A 26874-nucleotide genomic window follows, 5' to 3' on the forward strand; every position below is an offset into this window, starting at 1 on the left:
TTTCGCGCGTGACGTTGACTTTGTCACCCGAGACTTCGACCTTGGAAGCAAACGTTGCCTGGGGCAGGTTTGCCAGCGCAGCCAGCATCTGGCCGGTCTGGTTGGCATCGTCATCGATCGCCTGCTTGCCCAGGATGATCAGGCCGGGCTGCTCCTTGTCGACCAGGGCCTTGAGCAGCTTGGCCACGGCCAGGGGCTGGAGTTCGACATCGGTCAGCACATGGATGGCGCGGTCGGCGCCGATCGCCATGGCGGTGCGCAGGGTTTCCTGGCATTGGGCCACGCCGCAGGAGACGGCGATGACTTCGGTGACCACGCCCTTTTCCTTGAGGCGCACGGCTTCTTCGACGGCGATTTCGTCAAACGGGTTCATGCTCATCTTGACGTTGGCGATATCGACGCCCGTGCCGTCGGATTTCACGCGGACCTTGACGTTGTAGTCCACGACGCGTTTGACTGGGACCAGTACCTTCATTGCTGCGGCTCCTCGATTTATGAGTTGAATTGACGTAAACGTAAACCTCAAACATTTTATGCCGCAAAGCAGCATTCCATGCAGCGTTCAGCGCCCCTGCCGGAAGCAGGTGATAAAAAGAACGATCGTTCTATTCTAGGGGTTATCAGCGGCGGCAGCGCCATTTTTCGCTGCTGCCATGGGCCGCCAGTCGCCGCGCCCTGCATCCTGGGCTTCGGGGTCTATGGGCCACGACAGCCGCTGCGCCGGCACGGCCAGCGAGACCTGCGCGGTGCGCAAGCCATCGAGCACGGCCATGTTCACGGCCGAACGCACATTGCCCTGCCCGTTGAGGGGATCGTTGATGTAATAGGTCAGCGTGAACTGCAGGCCGTGCGCCAGGATGTCGACCAGTTGCACAAATGGCGCGGGCTTCTCGAGCACGCGCGGCTGGGTCCGGGCTGCCGCCAGCAGCAGCGCCGTCACCTGTTCGACGTCGCTGTCGAGGTCCACGACAATGGTCGTGGAAAGCGAGAACCGTTGGTCGAAAGCCGTGAGATTCTCCACGCGCTGGGTGATCAGCGTTTCATTGGGCACGATGGACTCGCGGCCGTTGGACGCGCGAATCACGGTGAAGCGGGTCTTGATGTCGGTGATCTGGCCCTCGAAGCCGTCGACGCGCACGTTGTCGCCGATGCGCAGCGCGCGCTCGATCAGCACCAGAAAGCCGCTGACGTAGTTGGAGGCGATCTTCTGCATGCCGAAGCCCAGGCCCACGCCCACGGCGCCGCCCATCACCGACAGCGCCGTCAGGTCCACCCCGACGATGGACAGCGACACCAGCAGGCCCACGGTGATCAGCACCGTGCGCATCAGATTCATGGCCACCTTGCGCATCGACAGGTCGGTGATCACCTGGTTGAGCACACGCTGCTCGAACAGCGCCGCGCCCCAGAGCACCGCGATCATCATCAGCCCGGCCGATATCACGCCTTCGATCAGGGTCAGCAGGCTCACCTGGGTCTTGCCCAATGGCAGGTGCACGCTGTTGAGATCGGCCATCACGCCGGGCAGCAGCCCCAGGCTCGCGAGCACCGCCACGCCCCAGGCCAGCCAAGAGAAGATGCGCTCGAACAGCCGCGCCGGCGTCGATTCGGGAAAGGTCTTGGCCAGCACCCGCACGACAAAGCGGATCACCGCCAGCGACAGCAGGATGGACGTCGCCACGCGCAGCCAGAACACCGGCTGGAAGTGACTCAGCAATGCCTGCGCCGTGGCCACCAGCACCAGGCACAGCAGCGGGAACATCGCCCCGCCCAGCGTCGTCGGGCCCAGCCAGACCGAATGCACGCTGCCGTATTGCGCGCGCAGACCGCGGGTGATGAGGAAGGCCAGCGCCACGCACAGTGCGATCAGGCCGAACTCGGTCCAGCTGCTGGAGCGCTGGAAATCCTCCATCAGCCGTTCAAAGGCATCGATTCCATTGGTATTCATTCTTGTGCCTTCCACTGCGGCTGGCGCTTTTGCGCGAACGCGCTCACGCCCTCCTGGGCGTCGGCGTCCTGCATGTTCACCGCCATGGTCTGCCCCGCGAGCTGGTACGCGGCCTCTATGCCCAGCTCACGCTGCTGGTAGACCAGCGCCTTGCCCATGGCGACGGCCACGCGCGGCTTGGCGAGAATGGCCTGCACCAGTTGCTCGACGGCAGCGCCCAGCGCTTCGGGCGCGACCACGCGATTGAGCAGGCCCTGGTCCAGCGCCGTCGCGGCGTCGATGAAGTCGCCCGTGAGCAGCATTTCCATGGCCTTCTTGATCGGCAGGTTGCGCACCAGGGGCACGCTGGGTGTGGCACAGAACAGGCCATAGCGTATGCCGCTGGTGGCGAAAGTGGCGGCGTCGCTGGCCACGGCCAGATCGCATTGCGCGACCAGCTGGCAGCCCGCGGCCGTGGCCATGCCCTGGACCTGCGCAATCACCGGCACGGGCAGCTTGTGCAGGCTCAGCATCATGCGGCTGCATTGCGCAAACAGTTTCTGGTGGCTGGCCAGATCGCTGGCCGCGGCCATCTCCTTGAGATCATGGCCGGCGCAAAACGCCCGGCCCTGCGCGGCCAGCACCAGCACGCGCGCCGCGGGGTCGGCCGCGACGGCGTCGATGGCCGACTGCAGCGCCGCCAGCATGGGGCTGCCCAGCGCGTTGAAGCGCGCCGGGTCGTTGAGCGTCAGCGTGACGACGCCGCGCGCATCGCGCTGCACCAGCACCAGCGAATCGGTGGCGGTCGTGAAAGCATCAGACATATGAGAAATTCCAGAAAAAGCTGCGCCCGCCGGGCGCGGTCAAAGATCGGCCAGAACGCGCAGATGCGCTTCGACGCTGCGCCCCAGCGCGCTCATCGCGTAGCCGCCTTCGAGGCAGGAGACGATGCGGCCCTTGGCGTAGCGCCGCGCGACGTCCTTGACGCGGCTGGTGATCCAGGCGTAGTCCTGCTCGTTCATCGCCCACTGGCCCATGTCGTCCTCGCGGTGGCCGTCGAAGCCGGCGCTGATGAAGATCATCTGCGGCTTGAACGCTTCGAGCCGCGGAATCCACATCATCTCGACGATTTCGCGGATGTCCATGCCCTTGGTATAGGCCGGCAGCGGCACGTTGACCATGTTGGACGCCGGTTCCTTGTCGCCCGAAAACGGAAAGAACGGGTGCTGGAACACGCTGACCATCAGCGCGCGCGGGTCGCCGGCGAGGATGTCTTCCGTGCCGTTGCCGTGGTGCACGTCGAAGTCGACGATCGCCACGCGATCGAGGCCGTGGTGTTCAAGCGCATGCAGCGCCGCGACGGCCACGTTGTTGAAGAAACAAAACCCCATGGCCTGGGCGCGCATCGCATGGTGGCCTGGCGGGCGCACCGCGCAGAACGCGTTCTCGAGTTCGCCCGCGATCACCGCGTCGGTGGCCGCGATGCCCGCGCCCGCCGCATGCAGCGCGGCAGTCCAGGTGTGGGCGTTGATCGCGGTGTCGGGATCGATCTGCGCATAGGGCGCGCCGCCGATCAGCTTGGCCTGCTCCAGCTGCTCGCAGCGTTCGCGCAAGGACTGCAGGTATTCGCCGTCGTGCGCCAGCGCGATGTCGGCCAGCGGCGCGGCGGGCGCGTCGCGGCGCTCGAGCGCGTCGCCCACGCCGCTGATCAGCAGCCGGTCCTCGATCGCGTCGAGCCGTTGCGGGCATTCCGGATGCCCAGGACCCATCTCGTGTTTCCAGCATTCCCGATGGGAAAAATAACCCGTCTTGCCCACTGTGTCATGTCTCCGCAGTCGTTTTTCGGCTAACGTGGCGCCATGCAAGCACAGCCCCACATCCAATCACTCCTGAATCAGCTTAACACGGTGATTGTGGGCAAGACAGCGCAAGTCCAGGACTGCGTCGCCTGCCTGCTCGCCGGCGGCCACCTGTTGATCGAGGATGTTCCGGGCGTGGGCAAGACCACTTTGGCGCATGCGCTGGCCCATACGTTCGGCCTGCAGTTCTCGCGCGTGCAGTTCACCGCCGACCTGATGCCCAGCGACCTGACAGGCGTGTCAATCTATGAACGCGGCCAGGAAAACTTCGTGTTCCATCCGGGCCCGGTGTTCACGCAACTGCTGCTGGCCGACGAAATCAACCGCGCCAGCCCCAAGACGCAAAGCGCGCTGCTCGAAGCCATGGAGGAAAAGCAGGTGTCGATCGAAGGCCGCAGCCACCGCCTGCCCCAGCCGTTCTTCGTGATTGCCACGCAGAACCCGCTGGACCAGCTGGGCACCTATGCGCTGCCCGAAAGCCAGCTGGACCGTTTTCTGATGCGCATTTCGCTCGGCTACCCCGACCGCGCGGCCGAACGCGAACTGCTGCGCGGCAACGGCCGGCGCGACCTGCTGGACTCGCTGCCGCCGCTGATCGACGCCGCGCAGCTCGCGCAGCTGCAGGCCCAGGTGCTGGCCGTGCATGCCTCGGATGCGCTGCTCAATTACGTGCAGGACCTGATAGACGCCACGCGCTCGGGCCGCTGGTTCGTGCAGGGCCTGTCGCCGCGCGCCGGCATAGGCCTGCTGCGCGCGGCCAAGGCCCAGGCGCTGATCAGCGGGCGCGACTATGTGGCGCCCGACGACGTTCAGGCCATTCTTGCGCAGACCGTGGCGCACAGGCTGGTGCCGGCCATCCATGCGGGGCGCGGCGCGCTCGAGCAGGTGCGCGCCATGCTTGACGCCACGCCGCTCGCATGAGCGGCGCGCACCCGGCCCGTGGCTGGCGCCCCCTGCGCGCCTTGCGCCGGGAGCTGCAGGGCCGCTGGATCGCGCGCCTGCCGCGCACCGATCAACTGCTGCTGACACAGCGCAATGTCTACATCCTGCCGACCAGCGCCGGCTGGATGCTTGCGCTGACGCTGGCCGTGCTGCTGATCGCCAGCATCAACTACCAGCTCAACCTCGGCTATCTGCTGACCTTTTTGCTGGCCGGCAGCGCGGCCGCCGGCATGCTGGTCGGCCATGCCAACCTGCGCGCCCTGGTGCTGCATCTGCAGCCGCCCGCAGCGGTGTTCGCGGGCCAGCGCTGCGCGCTGCGCATCACGCTGGACAACCCCGCGCGGCGCGCGCGCCACGGCATCGCTCTGGCCGTGAGCCAGGACATCGAAGGCGCGCCGCAATGGGCCTGGACCGATGTGCCGGCCCAGGCCAGCGCCGTGGTCGAGCTGGCTTTCGTGCCGCGCCAAAGGGGCTGGCACCCGCTGCCGCGCATCACCGCCGAGACGCGCTTTCCGCTGGGCAGCTTTCGCGCCTGGAGCTACTGGCGCCCGGCCACGCAGCTGCTGGTCTACCCCGAGGCCGAGGCCGCGCCGCCGCCGCTGCCGCCGGCCCGCCCCCAGGGCACGGGGCGCGCGGGCACGCGCGCTGCGGGCAACGAGGATTTCGACGGCGTGCGCGCCTACCGCCGCGGCGACCCCCTCAAGCAGGTGGTCTGGAAAAAAGCCGCCCAGGCCTGGGCCACGGGCGGCGCGCTGGTCAGCCGCGACCAGCCCCAGGCCCAGCCCGGCCGGCTGTGGCTGGACCCGGCAGCCACCGGCCTGGTCGATGTCGAAGCGCGCATTGCGCGGCTCACCGCCTGGGTGCTGGCCGCCGACCGACAGGGCGTGCAATGGGGGCTGGATCTGCCCGGCGCCGTGCGCCTGGCGCCCGACAGCGGGCTGTCCCACCGCGAGCGCAGCCTGCAAGCCCTGGCGCTGTACGCACCCGCGCCCGGAGCCGCACCATGACGCTGCGCGCCCGCCTTGACGCCATGCCGCGCGACACGCGCGACACCTTGTTCCTGCTGGCCGTCGTGGCCTGGGTGATTGCCCCGCATGCGAGCCACCTGCCCTGGTGGACGCTGACCCTGGCGCTGTGCCTGCTGGCCTGGCGCGGCCTGCTGGCCTGGCGCGCCCAGCCCCTGCCCGGGCGCTGGGTCATGGCCGCGCTGCTGCTGCTGGCCGTGGGCGCGACCTGGCTCACGCACCAAAGCCTTGTCGGCCGCGATCCGGGCGTGACCCTGGTCGTGCTGCTGCTGACGCTCAAGACGCTGGAGATGCGCGCGCGCCGCGACGCGCTGGTGGTGTTCTTTCTCGCCTTCTTCACGCTGCTGAGCCACTTCTTCTATTCCCAGTCGCTGCCGATTGCGGCCTCCCAGTTGATTGCACTGCTGGGCCTGCTGACGGCCGTGGTCAACGCCCATCTTCCCGTGGGCCGGCCGCCGCTGAGCGAATCGCTGCGCATTGCGGGCAAGCTGGTGCTGTGGGGCACGCCGGTGATGCTGGTGCTGTTCCTGCTGTTTCCGCGCATGGCGCCGCTGTGGGGCGTTCCGGGTGATGATCTCGCCGGACGCAGCGGCCTGTCGCCCGACATGACCGTGGGCGAAGTCGCCCGCCTGGCGCTTGACGACAGCGTGGCGCTGCGCCTGCGCTTTGACGCGCCCCAGCCGCCGCCGCGCTCCACGCTGTATTTCCGCGGCCCGGTGCTGTCGGTGTTCGACGGCCGGCAATGGCGCGAGACGCCGCGTTTCAACGCCGACACCTGGGAGGCCGATGCACCGACCGGACAACTGCAGGTGCGCGGCCCGGCGGTGTCGTACGAGGCCACGCTCGAGCCCCACCGCCGCCGCTGGCTGCTGACGCTGGACGCGGCACAGTCCGCGCCCGAGCTGCCAGGCCAGCGCGCGCGCATGACGCCGCAGCTGCAATGGCTGAGCCAGCGGCCCGTGACCGACGTGCTGCGCTACCGCGTGCAAAGCCATGTGGATTTCCGCCACGGCCCGCTGCAGGCCAGTCCTTCCCTGGCCGCCTATACCGTGCTGCCCGATGGCTCGGACCCGCGCACCGTAGCGCTGGCCGCGCAGCTGCGCGCCGAGATGGGCCAGGCAGGCAATGCCGCGTTTGTCGAAGCCGCGCTGGCGCGCCTGCGCAGCGGCGGCTACCGCTACACGCTGGAGCCGGGCGTGGTCGCGGTGCACACCGCCGACGACTTCTGGTTCGACAGCAAGCAGGGCTTTTGCGAGCACATTGCCTCGGCTTTCGTGGTGCTGATGCGCGCGCTCGACATTCCCGCGCGCATCGTCACCGGCTACCAGGGCGGCGAAGTCAATCCGGTCGACGGCTACTGGACGGTGCGCAACAGCGATGCCCATGCCTGGGCCGAAGTCTGGATCGCGGGCCAGGGCTGGGTGCGCGTGGACCCGACCACGGCCGTCGCGCCCGGGCGCACCAGCGAACTGCAGCGCCTGTCGGCGCCGCGCGGCGCCTTCGGCCAGGCCATGGACAGCGTGATCGCTCCCGGCCTGGTGCAGCAGCTGCGCGCGGCCTGGGAGGCGATGAACAACGGCTGGAACCAGTGGGTGCTCAACTACACGCAGACCCGCCAATCCGATCTGCTGGGCCAGCTGGGCCTGTCGGCGCCTTCGTGGCAGACGCTGCTGCAATGGCTTGCCGGCCTGGCCGGCGCGGCGGCGCTGGCCGTCTGCGCCTGGCTGTGGCGCGAGCGCCGCGCGCCGGCCGACGGCTGGCAGCGCCTGCGCCGCCAGGCCCATGCCCGGCTGCAGCAGGCGGGACTCGATCTGCCCGCCCATGCCCCACCGCGCACGATGGCCTCGCTGGCCAGCGCACAATGGGGGACCGATGCGGCGGCTATCGCGCACTGGCTGCTGCGCCTGGAGCGCCAGCGCTACGCCAGCCCCGCCGCCGATGCCAACCCGGCCCAGCACCTGTCCGAGCTGCGGCGCGAATTCAAATCCCTGAACTGGCCCCGCGCCAGTCGGCTCCAAGATCCATGAAAAGACTGCTTTCCACTGCCCTTGTCTGCCTCGCGGCCTGCACCACTTCCCTGACCCTCCCCGCTTTTGCCCAGTCCGCGAAACAGCGCAGCGCGGTGCAGGGCACGACGCCCTATGCCGAACGCAGCGAGGCCATGCAGCTGGCGGCCGATATCGCCGCGCGCCGCGACCTGCCGCTGGACTGGGTCCAGGCGACGCTGGGCCAGGCGCGCTTCCTGCCCCAGGTGCCGCGTCTCATGACGCCCGCGCCCCAGGGCACGGCAAAGAACTGGAACGCCTACCGCGGCCGCTTCATCGACCCGGTGCGCATCCGCGCCGGCGTGCGCTTCTGGCAGACCCATGCGGCGGCGCTGGCGCGCGCCGAACGCGAATACGGCGTGCCCGCGGAAATCATTGTCGGCATCATCGGCGTGGAAACCGTCTACGGCCAGCAGATGGGCAACTTCCGTGTGATCGACGCCCTCGCCACGCTGTCGTTTGACTTTCCGCAGGCCCACCCCCGGGCCGCGGCGCGTACCGAATACTTCCGCGGCGAACTCGAGCAGTTCCTGAGCTTCACGCACCGCGGCGGCATGGACCCGTTCGCGCTGCTGGGCAGCTACGCGGGCGCGATGGGCCTGGGCCAGTTCATGCCTTCGAGCTGGGTCAAGTGGGCGGTGGATTTCGACGGCAACGACCACATCGATCTTTTCAGCAGCCCCGTCGATGCCATTGGCTCGGTGGCCAACTACTTCATTGCCCACGGCTGGAAGCCCGGAATGCCCACGCACTACCCGGTTGCGCTCAATGCCGCGCCCGAGCAGATGGCCGAATTGCTGGCCCCCGACATCCTGCCGACCTTCACGCCCGAGCGCATGCTGGCGCTGGGCGCGCGCCCTCAGCCGCCGGGCGACACGCACAACGGCCCGCTGGCGCTGGTGGAACTGCAAAACGGCGGCGCCGCGCCGCTGTACATCGCGGGCACCGAGAACTTCTACGCGATCACGCGCTACAACTGGTCGAGCTATTACGCGCTGTCGGTGATCGAGCTGGGCGAGGAAGTGAAGGCCGCGCGCGAGGCGGCGCGCAAACGCTGATCCTGCGCGCCCGCATGGCGCCTGAGCACCCTTTTTCAAGGGTCAGGGTGCTGAAATATTCATCACTTTTTTTGCTTGAAATCCTGTTGGGACGCCTGCACTTCAGAAGCAAGCGGCAGCCATATCGAACGCCGCGCCCCCAACAGGAGCTTTCGTGATGATTTTCACTGCACCCATGATTCGCCGTTCCAGCCAAGGTTTCCCGCGCGCCGCCGATCAGGCCTTGCAGCGCTTTCTCCAGTCCACGCTGACTCCGCCGCTCAACCGCCTGTCCGAAGCTTCGGCCTCGGCCAGCGCCGCGTTCACCGCGACCCAGGACGAGCATGCGACCACGCTGCAGCTCGATGTTCCCGGCGTTTCGCGCGAACAGCTGCAACTGCGCCTCGAAGGCGCGCAGGTGCACCTGACCAGCGTCGAAGGCGCGCCGCGCAAGGTGCAGCGCTCGTGGGAACTCGACCATGAGATCGATGCTGCGGCCAGCAGCGCCAAGCTCGAGCACGGCGTGCTGACGCTGCGCCTGGCCAAGCTCGCGCCGGTCGACAAGGCCCAGACCCTGAGCATCGAGTAACCCGGCTGCTGGCCCCTGCGCCGCCCGCAAGGCCGCGTCAGGGGCTCAGCCCAGATACTCCGCAATCTCCACCGCGTCGATCAGTTCGGGCCGCATATAGCGGCGCGCATAGTCCAGATAGACGCCCGACGACAGCAGCAGATCGAACACATCGCCATCGATGTGGCCGTCGCGCTTGGCGTGATACAGAATCCTCACCGACTCCGACAGCTTCTTGGCCGGCTTGTAGGGCCGGTCGCTGGCCGTGAGGGCCTCGAAGATGTCGGCCACGGCCATGATGCGCGCCGGCACCGACAGCTGCGCGGCGTCGAGGCGGCGCGGGTAACCGGTGCCGATCAGCGTCTCGTGGTGCGTTCCCGCGTACTCGGGAATGCGCTTGAGGTCATCGGGCAGCGGCAGCTGCTCTAGCATGACGATGGTCTGTATCACATGCTCGTTGATCTTGAAGCGGTCCTCGGCCGTGAGCGTTCCGCGCAGCACGCGCAGGTTGTGCAGCTCGCCGCGGTCATACAGCGCCGGCGGCACGTCCATGGCAAAGCGGTAACGGTGTTCCTGCGGATCCGGCGGCGGCCGCGGCACCACATGCTCGGGCTTGTCGGCCAGCAGCGTCTCGCGCGCCGGCAGCGGCTGGGCAGCGAAGTCCTGCAGATGCCGGCGCTCGCCGTGCGACAGCCCCAGCCGGTCGTCGAAATGCCGCCACCAGGTCTGCTGCGCAATGCGCTCCAGCCGTTCTATGCGTTCGGGCGCCATGGTTTCGCCGCCGATATTGCACTCGGCGACAAACGCAAAATCCGCCTCCAGCTCGGCCCAGCGCGCAGCGCAGCGCTGCAGCGCCGCATCGCTGCTCTCGCCCGCGATCACCGCCTTGAGGCAGGCCAACTCGGCGTCGCGGCGCAGCACTTCAAAGCGCATGCGCACTTCGTGGATGCGGTTGTAGACCACTTCCAGCTTGGTCGCTTTGTCCATCACGAACTCGGGCGTGGTGACCTTGCCGCAATCATGCAGCCAGGTGCCGATATGGAACTCGCGCCACTGCTGCGCGGTGGAAAAATGGAAATCCACCAGCGGCCCGCTGTCGGTCGCGCTTGCGGCCTCGGCCAGCATGCGCGCGAGTTCGGGAACGCGCGCGCAATGCCCGCCGGTGTAGTCGCTCTTGGCATCGACGGCGCCGGCAATCAGCTTGATCAGCGCGGTCATGAAATCTTCCTGGCTCTGCGCCAGTGCGAGGTTCTCCAGCGCAATGCCGGCCTGCGCCGCAAGCGTCTGCGCGCCGGCAACGGCCTCTTGCACGCCCGCGCTGCCGTCCTGCGCCTGGCGCGGATTGAGCAGCACCAGCACACCGTCGACCTGATCGGCGCCCAGCATCACCGGCACGGCGATCAATGCATCCAGCGCGCGCGCCGGCCCGACCGTCGCGCCCTGCGCCTGCAGCCATTGTGCGACCCTGGCCTGGGAACCCAGATCGAGCGCCGGCCCCTGGCCGCGCCTGTGCACCAGGGGCTCGCGCCGCAGGAACACCGTGGCGCAAGGGTCCGAAGGCACGCCGCCATCGGCGCAGGCAATGCTTGGCGCCTGCGCCCAGGCCGTGGCCGGCAGGTCGGCGTGATGGCTTTCGGCGACCAGGCGCAACTGGTCGCTGCCTTCGCGCCGCCACAGCTGCGCGCTGCTTGCGCCCACCAGGGCGCAGGCGCTGGCCACGCATTGCTGGGCGACTTCGGCGCAAGTGCGGCGCTCGGCCAGCTGCCGGCCGCTGTCCACCAGGCAGGACAGCTGGCGCATGGCCTCCTGCAGCGCCTGCGAGCGTTCCCGCAGCGCCAGTTTCATCGCGTGCTGCGCCGTGCACAGCGCCTGCAGTTCCGCGATCGGCGACGCGGGCCTGGCGTCCCCCGACAGATCGCCGTGCTGTATGCGCTGCGCCTGCTGCACCAGCCCGCCCAGCATGCGCCCCAGCCAGCGCGACAGGAAATACGCCAGCGGCAGGATCAGCAGCAGCGCGCCCAGCGCCAGCCACAGCAGCTCGCGCTGCACGGCGCGCAGCGGCGCGGCAAACGGCGCCACCGGCGAGAAGGCCGTGACCCACAGCCGGGTCGAGGGCGTGGCAGCGACGGCGCTGCGGGCATAGACCATTTCCTGGCCCTGCACCGTCTGGATGCTGCTGCCTTCGTGCTGCGCCAGCGCCGCCGCGGCCGCCGCAAAACCGTTGGCCGAGCCGGCCAGGCTCTCCAGGCGCGTCAGCGGCGGCTGGGCATAGGCCGCATCGGCATAGCGGCTGAGCAAGGCGCCCTTTTCATCGGTCACGAGCACGCCGCCCTCATGGCCTTCCATAGAAGCGTGGGCAAAGGCATCGAAGGCGGAGAACACCAGATCGACGCCCACCACTCCCTGCCCTTCCGACAGCTTCTGGGCCAGCGACACGCCCGACTCGGGCAGGCCGGCCATCTCGTAGGCCGCGGTGAGCTGCAGCCCCGCGGAATCGCGCGCCAGCCGATACCAGGGACGCTGGCTCGGCGCCAGCGCCGGCGGGGCGTCGGCGCGCTGGCCCAGCAGCACGCCGCGCGCGTCGAGAAATACCCAGGACTCCATAGGCAGGCCGGTGGCTGCGGGCTTGCGCTCTATGGTGCGCAGCGCGAAATGGCTGCCTTGGGGGGCGCGCAAGGCAGCGATCACGCCGGGGTCGGCGCGCACGCCAAGCACCTCGAGGAATTCGTCGTTGTCAAAGCCGATGTAGGCGCTTTGCAGCTGCGGCTGGGACTGCACCGTCGCCAGCAGCATGGCCATGACGCGCGGCCTGTCGATGCGCCCCGCGCCATCGATGCTGGTCAGCGGCAGCGAGGCCAGAAACTGCACGCCGCTGCCCGCATTGCTCATCAGGTCCTGCAGCTTCTGCGCATTGCGCCGCGCCACCTGGGTGAACAGGTCGCTGGCCGTCTCGTGCGCCAGGGCGCGCAGCCGCACCTGGGTCAGGCTGCCCACCAGCACCGCCATCACCAGCAGGCACAAGGCCATCAACAGCGCGACCACCCATTGCAAGCGCATCCCGGGGCGTGGAGAAAGCTGTGACATGGCGCGGGCCTGAAAGTGAAGTCAGCCCATTCTGTGAACAAACGCCCTAAACCAAAAGTCAAGAATATTCAGATTTCACCCGCCGCGCCCCCGGCCGGCCCATGAAAAAGCCCGGCCGGGGCCGGGCTTATGTGGCTTGCGGGACTGCGCCCGGTGTCACTCGTGGCGCAGTGCCTCGATGGGATCGAGCCGCGCGGCGCGGCGCGCGGGGAAGTAGCCGAAGACCACGCCTATGCCCGCCGAGAACACGAACGACAGCAGGTTCACGCTCACATTGAACACATAGGGCACGTCCATCACGCCGGCCAGGATCACCGAGGCGATGGTCGCCAGCGCAATGCCTATCAGCCCGCCGAGCGCGGCCAGCACCACGGCCTCGATCAGGAACTGCAGCAGCACTTCGCGCTCGAGCGCACCAATGGCCAGCCGCAGACCGATCTCGCGCGTGCGCTCGGTCACGCTGACCAGCATGATGTTCATGATGCCTATGCCGCCCACCAGCAGGCTCACGCCCGCGACCGCGCCCAGCAGCATGGTCATCACCTGGGTGGTTCCCGACAGCGTGTCGGCCAGCTGCTTGGTGTCGAGAATGTTGAAGTTGTCCTCGTCGGCTGGCGCCAGCTTGCGCAGCTCGCGCAGCAGCTGGCGCAGGCTGGCCTTGACGCGCTCGGGCTCGCTGCCGTCGGCCATCGACACCAGCAAGGTATTGATGCGCTTGGAGCCGGTGATGCGCCGCTGCAGCGTGTTGAGCGGCACCAGCACCATGTCGTCCTGGTCGTTGCCGAACGCGCCCTGGCCCTTGGAGGCCAGCACGCCAATGATCTCGCAGGAGAACTCGCGCACCCGCATCAGCTCGCCCATGGGATCGGCGTTGCCGAACAGCTCACGCTTCACGGTCGCACCTATGATGCAGACCGCCGCACCCGCGCGTATCTCCTCGGGCGTGAACTCGCGCCCCGTGGCCAGCTGCCAGTTGCCGGTCTTGAGCCATTCGTTGGTGCTGCCGATCACGCTGCTCGACCAGTTGCGCCCGCCCGCAACCACGGTGGCCGTCGCCCGCCCTTCGGCCGCGACCGCATAGATGCCGCCGATCTGCTGGGCGATCGCATCGACGTAGGTGTCCTTGAACGTGGGCGCGCCGCCGCTGCCCGGGCCCATGCGCTGGCCGGGCCGGATCTGCAGCAGGTTGGTGCCCAGGCCGGAAATCTGGTTCTGCACGGCGAGGGTTGCGCCGTTGCCCAGCGTCACCATGGTGATCACCGCGCTCACGCCGATCACGATGCCCAGGATGGTCAGGAAGGAGCGCAGCAGATTGCGCCGTATCGAGCGCAGCGCCAGCAGGATGGAACTCAGAAACATCAGTGCGCCTCCGTCGGCAGGGCCAGGCCCTGCTCACGCGCCAGCACCACGGGTGCGGGATTGAGCGTGTCGGTATCGAGCCGACCGTCGACAAAGCGCACGATGCGCCGGGCATAAGCCGCCATGTCGGGCTCGTGCGTGACCATCAGCACCGTGATGCCCAGGTCGGCGTTCAGGCGCCACAGCAGCTCCATGATTTCATTGCTGCGCTGGCTGTCGAGATTGCCCGTGGGCTCGTCGGCCAGCAGCACCACGGGTTCGGTGACGATGGCGCGCGCGATCGCCACGCGCTGCTGCTGCCCGCCCGAGAGTTCGGCCGGCGTATGGTGTTCCCAGCCGTTCAGACCGACGGCCGCGAGCGCCTTCTTGGCGGCCGCATGGCGCTTGGCCGTGGGCTCGCCGCGGTACAGCAGCGGCAGCTCGACGTTCTCCAGCGCCGTGGTGCGCGCGAGCAGGTGAAAGCCCTGGAACACGAAGCCGAAGAACTGGCGCCGCAGCAGCGCGCGTTCGTCGCGCGTGAGCGTCTCCACATGCGCGCCCTTGAACAGGTATTCGCCCGTGGTCGGACGGTCGAGGCAGCCCAGCATGTTCATCGCCGTCGACTTGCCCGAGCCGCTGGGGCCCATGATGGCGACGAAGTCGCCCTGGGCGATGTCCAGGTCCACGCCCTTGAGCGCCTGGAACGCAAGCCGGCCTTCGCCGTAGACCTTGGTGATGTTGCGCAGGCTGATCAGCGGGTGTTCGGCGCCGGCCGTCATTTCGTGCTCCCGGAGCGCTGGTCGGTGATCACCGCCATGCCCGGCTGCAGCGTCTCGCTGCGCACCTCGGTCATGCGGCCGTCGCTGATGCCCGTGACCACCTTGACGGCCACGGCCTTGCCCTCTTCGAGCACCCAGACTTCGCGCGGCGTCTCGCCGCCATCGTTCTTGCCACCCGCCGCGCCGCCGCGGCGCTGGCCGCCGCCGCCGCCGCCGGGGCGCGGGCCGCGCGGCATCAGCTGGCCCATGATGCCGCCGCTGCTGCCTTCGCGCGCAGCGGGCGCGGCGCCCGGCACCGTGGGCGTGAAGCGCAGCGCGGCGTTGGGCACCAGCAGCACGTCCTTGCGTTCGGTCGAGGTGATGGTGGCCGCTGCCGTCATGCCGGGGCGCAGGCTCAGGTCTTCATTGGCGACTTCGAGCGTGGCGATATAGGTCACCACGTTGTCGGTCTTGGTCGAGCCGTAGGCGACGCGCGTCACGCGCGCCGGATAGGTGCGCGACGGGTAGGCGCTGACCGTGAACGTCGCCTTCTGTTCGGGCTGCACAGTGCCCACATCGGCTTCGTCCACGCTCACTTCGAGCTTCAGGCGCGACAGGTCTTCGGCCAGCGTGAACAGCGTCACGGCCTGCAGCGACGCTGCCACGGCGTTGCCGGGATCGACGGCGCGCGTGAGCACCACGCCGTCGATGGGCGAAGTGATCGAGGCCTTGGACAGATTGGTCTGGTCGGTGGACAGCGCGGCGCGTGCGTCCTGCACCGACGCGGCAGCGGCCTGCTCGTCGGCGACCGCGCGCTCCAGCGTGGCGCGGCCGGTGTCGAGTTCCGCGGCCGACGGCACCTTGCCGCCGGACAGGCGCGCGACTTCCTCGAGCCGGCCCAGATTGGCCCGCGCTTCCTTGGTCGTCGCCCGCGCCTGCGCCTGGCGCGCCTGGGCCGACGCCAGCGAGGCGCTCGAACGCGCGACCTGGGCGCTGAGCTTGGCGGTGTCGAGCTCGACCAGCACCTGGTCCTTCTTCACGCGGTCGTTCACATCGACGCGCACATTGCGCACCGTGCCCGACAGCTCACTGCCGATATTCACCTGGCGCGTGGGCACCAGCGTGCCGTTGGCCGCGACCGTGAGGCGCAGATTGCCGCGCTTGACTTCCTGGCTCACGTACTGCGGCAGCGCGCGCGCGGCCTTCACGGACTGCCAGTAGGCCAGGCCCGCGCCCGCGGCAACCAGCACCGCCACGCCGGCCCAGACGGAAGTACGGCGCCACCAGGGGCGCGACACCGTGGCGCCGAGCAGCGCTTCCTTGCTGGTGGTGGCTTGGGATTCTTTGTTGTTGTTCATATGCGTGATCCGTCGGTGATTCAATTCGTGGCCGGCGCGGCGGCACTGCTTTCGGCGTCGCCGGGCGTCCAGCCGCCGCCCAGGGCCTTGTACAGCCGTACATGGTCGGCCGTGAGCGTGGCCAGGGCGCTGGCGAGGCTGTCCTGCGAGGACAGCTGGGTGCGCTGGGTTTCGAGCACGGTCTGGAAGTCGACCAGGCCGCTGCTGTAGCGCTGCTGCGCGAGCAGCGCGGCATTGGCGGCGGCTTGCGCTGCGACGCGCAATTGCTCCAGCCGCAGGCCGTCGCCCTGCAGCGCGGCCAGCGCGTCTTCGACTTCCTGCAGCGCCGTGAGCACGGTGGCTGCGTAGTTCAGCCGCGACTGCTCCAGGCCGGCTTCCTGCACGCGCACCTGGGCGCGCGCCGCGCCGCCATCGAGCAGCGGCACCGAAATGCTGCCCAGCAGCGAACTCACCACCGAGCCGCCCTGGGTCAAGGCGCCCAGCGTCAATGCGCGCAGGCCCAGCGAGCCGCCGAGGCGAAAGCTGGGATAGCGCGCGGCATCGGCCTGCGACACGCGCGCCAGCGCGGCCGCCACACGCGCTTCGGCGGCAATCACATCGGGGCGCTGGCGCAGCGTCTCAGCGGGAATCTGGAGCGCCAGCGCATCGGGCGCCTGGGGCACGCGCGCCACGGCGGCGAGCTGGGCGTCGAGCGCCGCCGGGTTCTGGCCCGTGAGCACGGCCAGCGCATGGCGCGTCTGCGCGAGACTGGCCTCGAGCGCCGGCACCTGGGCCGCGGTCTGCGCGGCCGCGGCCCGCGCCTGCTCTGTGGCCAGCGAAGTGGTCAGTCCGGCCTGCATGCGCCAGTCGGTGATCTGCAGCGTTTCCTGCTGGCTCGCGAGGTTGCTGCGCGCAATCGCCAGGCGTTGCTGCAGATTGCGCAGTTCGATATAGCTGAGCGCCACTTCGGCCGCGAGCGACACGCGCGCGCCTTCGAGCGTGGCCTGGGCCGTGCGCACATCGGCGTCGCCGGCCGCGACGCCGCTGGCAATGCGCCCGAACACATCGATTTCCCAGCTTGCATCGAGGCCCGTGGAAAAACTGTTGCCCGTGGAATTGCCCGAGCGCGAGCGCTGGGCCGAGCCCGAGCCGTCCAGCGAGGGCGACAGCCCGGCGGCAGTCACATCGCGCTGGGCGCGCGCCTGGCGCAGCGCGGCCTGGGTCGCGGCCAGCGAAGGGTTGGCCTGCAGCGCCTGCTCGACCAAGCCGGTCAGTTGGGCATCGCCCAGGCCTTGCCACCAGCGGGCCAGCGATTGCGGATCGGCATCGGGGGCATAGACCAGATGGCCGGGCGACCAGGTCGCGGGCACGGTCAGCGCCGGCAGGCCAGCGCTGGGCGGCTGCGACGTGGCGCAGCCGGCGAGCGCCAGGGCCACCAGCGCCGCAGCCAGCGCCGCGCCGGGCCGGCGCGCGGCAAGAGGATTGTTCTGCAAAGTCAGGGTAGGCATGGCAACCATTGTGCCGCCCGCCCTTGTCAGCCCGGCTTCGGGCGCGTGAAGTTTTTGTAAATCGCCCGCCGCGCTCAGGCGAGCGAGTCCAGCGGCCAGCGCGGCTTCACATCGAACGCGTACTCGGCGGCCGGCTGCTCGCGGCCCGACTGGATGCGCATGGCCGCGGCCATGGCGATCATCGCGCCGTTGTCGGTGCACAGGTGCAGCTCGGGATAGTGAACCCGCACCTTCATCTTCGCGCAGGCTGCATTGAGCTGGGCGCGCAGCAGGCGGTTGGCGCCCACGCCGCCGGCAACCACCACGCGCTGCATGCCGGTCTGCTTGAGCGCGGCCAGCGTCTTCTTGACCAGCACATCGACGATCGCGGCTTCGGTGCTCGCGGCCAGATCGGCCTTGCGCGCGGGCAGGTCGTCGCCGAGCTTCTTGGCCTGGGTCAGCACCGCGGTCTTGAGGCCCGCGAACGAAAAATCGAGGTCGCCGCTGTGCAGCAGCGGGCGCGGCAGCTTGAACGCCAGCGGGTCGCCTTCCTGCGCCAGCTTCGACAGCGCGGGACCGCCCGGATAGCCCAGGCCCATCAGCTTGGCCGACTTGTCGAAGGCTTCGCCCGCGGCATCGTCAATCGTTTCGCCCAGGATCTCATAGGCGCCCACGCCATCGACGCGCATCAGCTGCGTGTGGCCGCCCGACACCAGCAGCGCGACGAACGGAAACGTAGGCGGGTCCTGGCTGAGGAACGGCGACAGCAGATGGCCTTCGAGGTGGTGTATGCCCAGCACGGGTTTGCCCAGAGCCGCGCCCAGAGCGCAGGCCACGCCCGCGCCGACCAGCAGCGCACCGGCCAGGCCCGGGCCGCGCGTGAATGCCACGACATCGACATCGGCGAGCTTCTTGCCCGACTCGGCCAGCACGGCTTCGGTCAGCGGCAGCACGCGGCGGATATGGTCGCGGCTGGCGAGTTCGGGCACCACGCCGCCATAGGCCTGGTGCATTTCGATCTGGCTGTGCAAGGCATGCGACAGCAGCGTGGGCACGGCCGCGCCCTCCGATGGATCCTGCAGGCGCACCAAGGCCACGCCGGTTTCATCGCACGAAGATTCAATACCCAGTATCAGCAAGCTCATGGGCTGAAGTGTAGAACTCCTTGGGGCCGCCGCGCGCCCGGGCGCGCAAATGGCCCTGCAGCTCAGCCGCGCTGGCCCGAAATGTAGTGCTCGAGCTGGTCGATGGTGAACTGCTGCTCGGAAATGATGGCCTTCACCAGGTCACCAATGGAGACCAGGCCGATCAGCTGGTTCTGCGCATCGAGCACCGGCAGATGGCGTATGCGCTGGCGTGTCATCAGCGCCATGCATTCCTCGCAGGTCTGCGCCGCGTCCACGCAATGCACCGATGCCGTCATGACTTCACGCACCGGCGTGGTCGCCGAATTGCGGCCCTGGAGCACGATCTTGCGCGCATAGTCGCGTTCGGTGACGATGCCGGCGATATGGCCGGGCTGGGAGCCGTCCAGCACCATCAATGCACCGATGCGGTGTTCGGCCATGCGCTGCAGCGCCTCAAGCATGGAGTCTTCGGGGCCCACGGAATGCACTTCGGCGCTCCCCTTGGCCCGCAGGATGTCTGCAACAGTCGTCATACCCGGCTCCTGAAGTCGAACAAGCATGACCAGTGTCGGTGCAGCCGGGCGGCAATGCAATAACCAAAACCACCCGGACGAGAAAAAATCCTGGCGTGCAGGCCTGCTTCAGCGGCGGCCGCCGAGGAAACCCGCGCCGAGCTTGAACAGGTCGCCCATATCGAGCTTGCCGTCGCCGTTCTGATCGAGCAGCCCGGACAGCAGATCGCCCGCGGCGCCGCCCTGCTGCTGCACCTGGGCCTTTTCCTGGCCCAGCACCTGGCCCAGGCCGCCCGCGTCCAGCCCGCCCGACTGCACGCGCTGGGCGAGAAACGCCATCACGATGGGCGCGAGGATCTGCAGCAGTTGGCCGGCATTGGCGCCCAGGCCCGTGGCCTGGGCCAGTCCGGTCTCCGCCTGCTGCTGCTTGCCGCCGAAGATATGGCCCAGGATCGATGCGCCATCGGGCGCCTGCGACTGGCCCGCGCCGCCGCCCAGCAGGCCACCGAGCATTCCGCCCAGCATGTCGCCCAGGCCATTGCCGGCGGCAGCGCCTGCATGGTCGCGCTGCAGCGCGCCGAACAGATCCATCGCGCCTTGCGGCTGGGTGGCATTGCTGCCCAGCGCTCCCAGCAGCATGGGCAAGGCCGTGCCCACCGCCTGCTCGGTTTCCGCCGGGCCCATGCCCAGCTGCTGCGCCATGCTTTGCATGGGCGCGCCCTGGAGCTGGCCCAGCAGTTCGTTGGTCAAGGAGTTCGAGGAATTCATGGTGCGGTTCCTTCGCGCCCTGCCCTACGGCGCGGCGCATGCGTCAACAAAAAAGATCTTCAGCGGCATGGTATGCGCAAAACCGCCAGGAAAAAGCCCTCACCCGACAACCCGGCACCTGGAATGGAATTGTTCACAATTCGCGCCCTGCGCCAGGCCTGCGGCTTGCGCGATTTCTCCGGCACGGGCTTTCTTCGCGCACCTATCCAAAGACCCGCGCACTTCCGAACCACGGCGCTCCGGTAGCGATACAGCATGGCGTATGGGCTAGCGAGGAACGGCCATGAACCAGCATTTGCACCGCGTCATTTTCAACCGCGCACGCGGACTATGGATAGCCGTGCAGGAGACCGCCACCGGCGGCCATGGCGGCTTGTCCAGCAGCGCGCTTCCTGTCGCTGCCGGACTGTGCCTGCTGCTCGCCGCGCCCGGCGGCCTGGCGCAGATCATCGCCGACCCATCGGCGCCCGGCCGCGAACGCCCCATGGTGATCAACGCCGCCAACGGCACGCCTGCCGTGCAGATCCAGACGCCGTCCGCCGCAGGCGTAAGCCGCAACCGCTATCAGCAGTTCGACATCGGCCAGCGCGGCGAGCGCGGCGCCATTCTCAACAACAGCCGCACGCCGGTGCAAAGCCAGATCGGCGGCTGGGTGCCGGGCAATCCCTGGCTCGCGAACGGCAGCGCCAAGGTCATCGTCAACGAAGTCCAGTCGGCCGCGCAGTCGCGGCTCGCGGGCACGCTCGAAGTCGCGGGCCAGCGCGCCGACGTGATCGTGGCCAATCCTTCGGGGCTGCTTGTGAACGGGCTGTCGCTGATCAATGCCGCCGGCCTGACGCTGACGACAGGAGCGCCGCGCTATGACGCAGGCGGCAATCTCGAGGGATTCAGCGTGCGCGGCGGTGCGGTCCATATCGAAGGCCATGGCTTCGACGCAGGCCAGGCCGACTATGCCCAGGTGCTCGCGCGCGCGATCGCGCTCAATGCGGGCCTCTGGGGCCGGGACCTGCGTGTGGTCGCAGGCATCAATGAGCTTTCCGTGGACGGCGCGGTGCAAGCCAGCACTCCCAACGGCGCGCAGGACAAACCGCTGTTTGCGCTGGATGTTGCGCATCTGGGCGGCATGTATGCGCACAAGATCACGCTGATAGGCACCGAGGCCGGACTGGGCGTGCGCAATGCAGGGATTCTGGCGGCCACGACCGGCCCATTCATGCTGTCCGCCGATGGCAGGTTGAGCAATTCGGGCGTGATCGCGAGCCAGGGCCCGGGCGCAGACCTGGAGATCTCGGCCAGAGCAATCGACAATCGCGGCACGCTGGCCGCCCAGCGTCTGGACCTCACGGCCGCGCGCCTGGACAATGCGGGCCGGATAGTCCAGACCGGTGCGCAACTGCTGGAGATCAGCAGCCTCGCCGTGTCCAACCTGGGCGAAAATGCGCTGCTCGGTGCGCCTGCTCCACCAGCAGCGGGGCCAGCGCCTGCGGTCCACGCAGCGCCTGAGCCCACAGCGCCGGCCGATCCGGCCCTGCGCCGCGGCAGGATCCACGTCTCGCAGCGGCTGGAAAACACCGGCGAACTGCTTGCCAGCGGCGCGGCCGACGTCAAGGCCATTCACTCCTTTGTCAACAGCGGTAAGGCCGATCTGCGTGAGCTGCACAGCGAAGGCCTGCTTGATAACCGCAAGGGCGCCTTGCAGCTGCAACGCCTTACGGGCGCGCAGACGTCGGTGCTGAACACGCAAGGCACACTGTTCGTCGCCACCGATCTGCGCTTCGTGGCGCGTCACATCGACAACACCGGCGGCGTGCTGCGCAGTGCGCAATCCCTGTTCGCAGAGGTGCCCACCATCACCAACGACGCCGGCACCTTCAGCGCCGCCGGGGGGCTGCATCTCAACACCGGCGCGTTGAGCAACAGAGGCGGCACGCTCCTGACCGCTGGCGCGGCGAATCCGCTGCACATCACCAGCGCCACGGGCATCGACAACAGCGAAGGCGGCTGGATCCAGTCCGGCGGCGATCTGCAGCTGTTTGCCGGCGATGCGCCCATCAACAACCAGCGCGGGATGATCAATGCCACGCGTGATCTGCTGATCGAGAGCCGCGGGCCGGTCGACAACCGCCAGGGTCAGCTGCAAGCGGGCAGCGCATTGACGCTGCGCGATACCGGCGTGGCCCAGGGAACGGCGTTTGATCAGGCCACGCAGACGCTGTCCAACGAAGGCGGCCAGATCTTCTCCGCCAACGCCCTGTATATCCGCAACCAGGCTGTCACGGGGGCCGGCCGCCTCGATGCGCTGGGCGACCTGACGCTGGAGCAGGCCAGGGACCTCACCCACCAGGGAACGATGTCGGCCAACGGCAAGCTGAAAATCGAAATTGACGGAAAGATGAACAACCAGGGCCGGCTGCTTGGCGGTACGGCCACCGAGATCGTGGGTACGCAGATCGACAATCAGCATGGCGCCGAGATCAGCACCCGCCAGGGGACAACGGCCATCCGGGCCAGCCAGGGCCTTGCCAACCGCGGGCTGATCGATGGACAGGACACGCGCCTCGATGCCCACAGCGTCGACAACATCGGCACCGGCCGCATCTACGGCGACCATCTGTCCATTGCGGCCAAGCGGCTGGAAAACCGCCCTGACCATGCCGAGGGCAGCACGCCTGTGATCGCCGCGCGCCAGGACCTGGATCTGGGCGTGCCGCTGGTGATCAACGCGGACGGTGCAACGCTGCAAAGCCTGGGCGACATGCGAATGGGCGAAAGCCTCGATGCCCGGCGCCATGCCGTCGGGCGCGGCGAATTGCTGAACAACACGGGAGCGCGCATCGATGCCCAGGGCAACATGAAGCTCGAAATGCGCGTCATCAACAACCTGAATGCCGGCGTGGAGACCGCGTCGCTGGCAGACGTGGAAAAAAGAGCTGGTGGCGACCTGATTGCGCTCGAGGGCAAGGAGCCGGAAAGCGCCGCGCTTTATAGGGAGGTGAAGCCAGGCACGTTTGTGCCTTTTTCGGCGAGCAAGGGAGGGTTCCAACCGCAAGCGGGCATTCCCGGCTCTCGATCAGACGGGCGGATGTTCAAGCCGGTCCATCCCGACAAGTTCCTCAGCACCCTGCCTGCGGCGCTGATCGTCACGGAAACGTCCAGCAAATATGGCGATGATTTTCCCAAGGATGTTCATCTCCAGCTGGAGCCCGTGGGCTCTGCGCGCTTTGCCGAATACGGCATTGCGCTGCCGAAAAACTACACCACCACCGCGCCCTCGCCTGCGGAATATGGGGCCCTCGTCAACGATGCGGGCCGCATTGAATGGCAGGACGAAGCACGCAGAAAGGCGTTCGATGCGGCATGGACCGCATATGGCGAATCCATCAAGGCCGCCGATCAGCTCCACCAAGCCATTTTGAAGGTTGTGGAGAAAAACAATCAGACGCTCGACAGCGCGCGCATCTACACCAGGATTTTCAATGTCACTCAGACCATCCATAGGGACAGAGTCACAAAGACCCTGCCCGCGCGCATAGAGGCCGGCGGCAACCTCGATTTCGCCACCAGCCAGGTGAACAACATCGACTCCACGGTGACCGCAGGGGGCCGCATCGATGGCCAGCAACCCCGCAACCAGGCCAGCAAGGGCAAGCAGAAAACGCTGACCCAGGGCGACGCCATACGCTACAACTGGAAGTTCGACGGCGGGGGCCACGGTCACCAGAGTCTGTACAACTCGCCGCAGCAGCCCTACAGCGCCACGGCTGTCGGCACTTTCGACCTGCCCACCGTGGTCTTCAGGCAGTACCACCCTCGCGGCCCGTCCACGCGCCTCGACGCCAACCCCAACACCAGCGACAACGCACACCGGCCGACGCCGGTAGTGCAGGAACACGCGACCGAATCCGGTCTGCTGGCCCGCACGCTGCAAGCGCGTGAGGCCCTGCCGCAAAGCGCTCTTTATGTACTGCACCCGGCCAGCGCCATTCAGCCGCTGATAGAAACCGATCCCGCATTCACGCGCGGCCAGCCATGGACTTCGTCGGACCAGATGCTCGAGGCACTGGACGCTTCGCCTGCCGCCACGCAAGAAAACGGACATCAACAGCCGCAGGCAGTGCCATCCACAGACCCGCCTTTGGCCGTGGGCCATCGGCGTGGCGATGCGCCCTTGCGCGACCGGCTGCAAAAGCGCCTGGGCGATGGTTTCTACGAACAGCAACTGGTGCAGCAGCAGGTGGGCCAGCTCACGGGCCGGCGCTTTCTGGGCGACTATCGCAGCAACGATGCGCAATACCAGGCGCTGCTGCAAAGCGGTACGACCTTTGCCAAGGCCCACGGACTGCGCCCCGGCGTGGCGCTGAGCGCCGCGCAGATGGCCAAGCTCACCAGCGACATGGTCTGGCTGGTCGAGCAGGACGTGACCCTGCCCGATGGCACGGTGCAGACGGTGCTGGTGCCCAAGGTCTATGTGGTTGCCAAACCCGGCGACCTTGATGTCCAGGGCGGTCTGATCAGCGCCAACGTGATTGTCTTTGACACCGATCAGGATGCACACAACAGCGCCACCATTGCCGGCCGCAAGCTGGTGAAAATCGCCGCACACGACATCAACAACGTGGCCGGCAACATCGCCGGCAACGTGGTGGACCTGCATGCCAGGCGCGATATCAATGTGGAGGGCGGAACCATCTCGGCCACCGAAGCCCTGCTGGCACATGCGGAGCGCGATATCCATGCGGCCTCGACCGCGCGCAGCTCCCTGGACGGGGGCGACACCAAGGTCGATCAGGTCGCGGCCTTCGTGCTTCGTCCAGGTACCACGGACAAGCCTGCCGTGCCTGTCGACGGCGCCGAGCCGCCATCGGGTCTGCATCTGACCGCAGGCAGAGACATCAGCCTCGACGCTGTGCAAATCGCCAACGCCGTCGAAGGCAGCGCAAGCTCCGTGATCGCGCAGCGCAATGTCAACCTTGGCACTGTGACCACCACCCACGACGCGAGTGTCACCTGGGACCCGAAGAATCATCTGTTTGTGCAAGGCAGCAAGGAAGTCGGCACGCAAATCCATACCCGGGGCCTGACGCAGATCCTGGCGCGCAACGACATCAACGCGCGCGCCGCGCAGGTCCAGAGCGGCGGGCATCTGCGGGTCGATGCGGCGCGCAACGTCAACATCACGGCCGGCCAGACCACGCGCGCGCTAGATGACGCGTATTTCAGCCGACGTTCGGGATTGCTGGGCTCCAGCAGCACGACCCATGCCCACCGGGTCGAAGCCACGGGCACGCAGGCCAGCAACTTCGGCGGCCAGACGGTGCACATCAAGGCCGGCCAGGATATCTCCGTCATTGCCAGCAATGTGCTGTCGGACGCACACACCAAACTGGAAGCTAAAGGCAATGTGAGCATTCTGGCGGCGCCGGAAACATCCAGTCAGCAAAGCCACCACCAAAGCAAGCGCAGCGGCGTGTTCGGCAGCGGCGGGCTGGGCGTCACGCTAGGCAGCCAAAGTCAGAGCACGGATCAGCGCGTGACACGCACGGCCAGCGCGCCCTCCACCGTGGGCAGCGTCCTGGGCAATGTGGAAATCACTGCGGGCAATGCCTATCGCCAGATCGGCAGCGACCTGTTCGCGCCTGAAGGTGATGTCAAGGTGCAGGCCAAGGGCATCAAGATCACCGGCATCCCCGAGACCGAGCAAGGCGCAACGCGCAGCCAATCCCGGCAAAGCGGCCTGACCGTCTCGCTGTCATCGCCCGTGATAGGCATTGCGCAGACCGCCTCCAGCCTCGCCGATGCGGCCGGCAGGACCAGCGACAGCCGCATGCAGGCACTGGCCGCGGGCGCGGCCGCGCTCAATGTCTATACCCAGCAGGACCTGCTCCAAGCCCTGGCCACGGGCAAAGGGCTTGACCTGGGCATCAACCTTTCGCTGGGCAGCAGCAGGAGCCAAAGCGAACGCTCCTGGACCCGCAGCACCTTGCGCCAGAGCCAGGTGGTGGCCGGCGGCAATGTGAGCCTGGAAGCCACGGGCGCCGGCAAGCAAAGCAATCTCCTGATCCAGGACAGCCGGGTCCATGCGGGCAAGAAGGCAACGCTGATATCCGACAACCGCATCGACTTGCTGACCACGCCGGGCACCTACAGCGAATCGAGCAGCAACAGCAGCCGCAGCGCGGGATTCGGATTCTCGTTGGGTGCCAGCGGTCCCGCCATCAGCGCCAGCGGCAGCAAGGGCCAAGGCCGCAGCCGCAGCGAAGAACGGACCCATGCAAAAACCCTGGTCTCGGGCGGCGAAGGCGTGGACTTCCATGCGGGCGGCGACATGCTGATGCGCGAGGCCGTGATCAGCGCCCCCAAAGTGCTGGGGCGCGTGGGCGGAAATCTGATCATTGAAAGCCTGCAGGACAGCGCGCGGTTCGAGGGCCGGCAAAGCAGTGCCAGCGGCTCGATCGGGCTCGGCATCGGTTACGCCGCAGGCGGCGCCGGATTGAGCAGCAGCCGCGCCCGCGGCGACTTCGCCAGCACGGGCACGCCGGCCGGCATCCAAGCCGGAGACGGTGGTTTTGACCTTGAAGTCAAAGGCAAGACCGTGCTCAAAGGCGCAGTGATCGCCAGCACCCAGGATGCGATCGACAACCAACGCAACCGCCTGGTCACCAGAACGCTCATCACCAGCGACATAGAAAACCGCAGCGACTTCGAGGCCGGCGGCTTCAATCTTTCGGGCGGAATCACATCAGGCGGTCAGAAACAGGGCCAGGCCGCCGGCAGCGATACCGTGACCGATCCCGCCAAATGGTCAGTGAACAACCAGCGCCGGCCAGGCGCAGGCAGCGCCGCCGCCGGCATCAGCCGCGACCACGGCAGCGAACGCAGCATCACCCGCAGCGGCGTCAGTCCCGGCCTGCTAATCATCACCGACGAAGTGGCCCAACTGGCCCAAACCGGCAAGACCGCCGATGAAACCGTCGCCAGCCTCCACCGCGATGTGCGCACCAACGATGCAAATCCCGGACTCACCAAGAAATGGGATGGATCGCAGTTGATACAGGAGCAG

18 protein-coding genes are annotated in these 26874 nt (G+C 67.8%); 6 read left to right on the plus strand and 12 right to left on the minus strand.

Annotated features, from left to right (window positions below):
* The 4 genes from RR928_RS16355 to RR928_RS16370 form a co-directional block, all read right to left on the minus strand.
* The coding region (locus RR928_RS16355; protein WP_332683352.1) for an electron transfer flavoprotein subunit beta/FixA family protein at positions 1-475 on the minus strand (475 nt) is incomplete at its 3' end.
* Between the two features lie 135 nt (positions 476-610).
* Positions 611-1933: a mechanosensitive ion channel family protein gene (locus RR928_RS16360; protein WP_442881511.1), complete on the minus strand. Its 1323-nt coding sequence runs from the start codon at positions 1931-1933 to the stop codon at positions 611-613.
* Positions 1934-1944: 11 nt separating this feature from the next.
* Complete coding sequence (locus tag RR928_RS16365; protein WP_332538342.1) at positions 1945-2751, minus strand: enoyl-CoA hydratase; 807 nt, start codon at positions 2749-2751, stop codon at positions 1945-1947.
* A gap of 39 nt (positions 2752-2790) precedes the next feature.
* Entirely contained in the window at positions 2791-3744 is a 954-nt protein-coding gene (locus RR928_RS16370; protein WP_332538341.1) for a histone deacetylase family protein, read from the minus strand.
* 42 nt (positions 3745-3786) lie between these two features.
* On the opposite strand from RR928_RS16370, the gene RR928_RS16375 reads away from it, so the two are divergent.
* From RR928_RS16375 to RR928_RS16395, 5 genes are all read left to right on the plus strand, one after another.
* Positions 3787-4707, plus strand: a complete 921-nt coding sequence (locus RR928_RS16375; protein WP_332683355.1) for an AAA family ATPase — start codon at positions 3787-3789, stop codon at positions 4705-4707.
* On the plus strand, positions 4704-5735 hold the full coding sequence (locus tag RR928_RS16380; RefSeq protein ID WP_332538339.1) for a DUF58 domain-containing protein: 1032 nt from the start codon (positions 4704-4706) through the stop codon (positions 5733-5735). The genes RR928_RS16375 and RR928_RS16380 overlap by 4 nt, the downstream gene beginning before the upstream one ends.
* Entirely contained in the window at positions 5732-7780 is a 2049-nt protein-coding gene (locus RR928_RS16385; RefSeq protein WP_332683357.1) for a transglutaminase family protein, read from the plus strand. Before RR928_RS16380 ends, RR928_RS16385 begins: the two co-directional genes overlap by 4 nt.
* Complete coding sequence (mltB, locus tag RR928_RS16390) at positions 7777-8856, plus strand: lytic murein transglycosylase B (RefSeq protein WP_332538337.1); 1080 nt, start codon at positions 7777-7779, stop codon at positions 8854-8856. Before RR928_RS16385 ends, mltB begins: the two co-directional genes overlap by 4 nt.
* A gap of 157 nt (positions 8857-9013) precedes the next feature.
* Entirely contained in the window at positions 9014-9424 is a 411-nt protein-coding gene (locus RR928_RS16395; RefSeq protein ID WP_332538336.1) for an Hsp20/alpha crystallin family protein, read from the plus strand.
* Positions 9425-9469: 45 nt separating this feature from the next.
* Here RR928_RS16395 and RR928_RS16400 read toward each other — a convergent pair whose 3' ends face one another.
* The 8 genes from RR928_RS16400 to RR928_RS16435 all read right to left on the minus strand — a co-directional run bounded on the left by RR928_RS16400 (position 9470) and on the right by RR928_RS16435 (position 19814).
* On the minus strand, positions 9470-12487 hold the full coding sequence (locus tag RR928_RS16400; protein ID WP_332538334.1) for an HD domain-containing phosphohydrolase: 3018 nt from the start codon (positions 12485-12487) through the stop codon (positions 9470-9472).
* 156 nt (positions 12488-12643) lie between these two features.
* Positions 12644-13846, minus strand: a complete 1203-nt coding sequence (locus RR928_RS16405) for an ABC transporter permease (protein ID WP_332538333.1) — start codon at positions 13844-13846, stop codon at positions 12644-12646.
* Complete coding sequence (locus RR928_RS16410; RefSeq protein ID WP_213298345.1) at positions 13846-14604, minus strand: ABC transporter ATP-binding protein; 759 nt, start codon at positions 14602-14604, stop codon at positions 13846-13848. The genes RR928_RS16405 and RR928_RS16410 overlap by 1 nt, the downstream gene beginning before the upstream one ends.
* Entirely contained in the window at positions 14601-15941 is a 1341-nt protein-coding gene (locus tag RR928_RS16415; protein WP_332548921.1) for an efflux RND transporter periplasmic adaptor subunit, read from the minus strand. The genes RR928_RS16410 and RR928_RS16415 overlap by 4 nt, the downstream gene beginning before the upstream one ends.
* Positions 15942-15961: 20 nt before the next feature.
* Positions 15962-17428, minus strand: a complete 1467-nt coding sequence (locus RR928_RS16420) for an efflux transporter outer membrane subunit (RefSeq protein WP_332683365.1) — start codon at positions 17426-17428, stop codon at positions 15962-15964.
* A 74-nt stretch (positions 17429-17502) separates the two neighbouring features.
* Complete coding sequence (gene tsaD / locus RR928_RS16425; RefSeq protein WP_332538329.1) at positions 17503-18552, minus strand: tRNA (adenosine(37)-N6)-threonylcarbamoyltransferase complex transferase subunit TsaD; 1050 nt, start codon at positions 18550-18552, stop codon at positions 17503-17505.
* Between the two features lie 62 nt (positions 18553-18614).
* A complete protein-coding gene (locus tag RR928_RS16430) occupies positions 18615-19067 on the minus strand; it encodes a CBS domain-containing protein (protein ID WP_332538328.1) in 453 nt (150 codons plus the stop codon).
* A gap of 108 nt (positions 19068-19175) precedes the next feature.
* The gene (locus tag RR928_RS16435) at positions 19176-19814 is read right to left on the minus strand and encodes a DUF937 domain-containing protein (RefSeq protein WP_332538327.1); all 639 of its coding nucleotides are present in this window, start codon (positions 19812-19814) and stop codon (positions 19176-19178) included.
* A gap of 283 nt (positions 19815-20097) precedes the next feature.
* Between RR928_RS16435 and RR928_RS16440 the strand changes: the two genes are divergently transcribed.
* Positions 20098-26874: two-partner secretion domain-containing protein (locus RR928_RS16440; RefSeq protein WP_332683368.1), on the plus strand; the 6777-nt coding region annotated here is incomplete at its 3' end.

Source organism: Comamonas sp., from assembly GCF_036666375.1.
In the GTDB taxonomy this organism is placed as follows: Bacteria; Pseudomonadota; Gammaproteobacteria; order Burkholderiales; family Burkholderiaceae_C; genus Comamonas.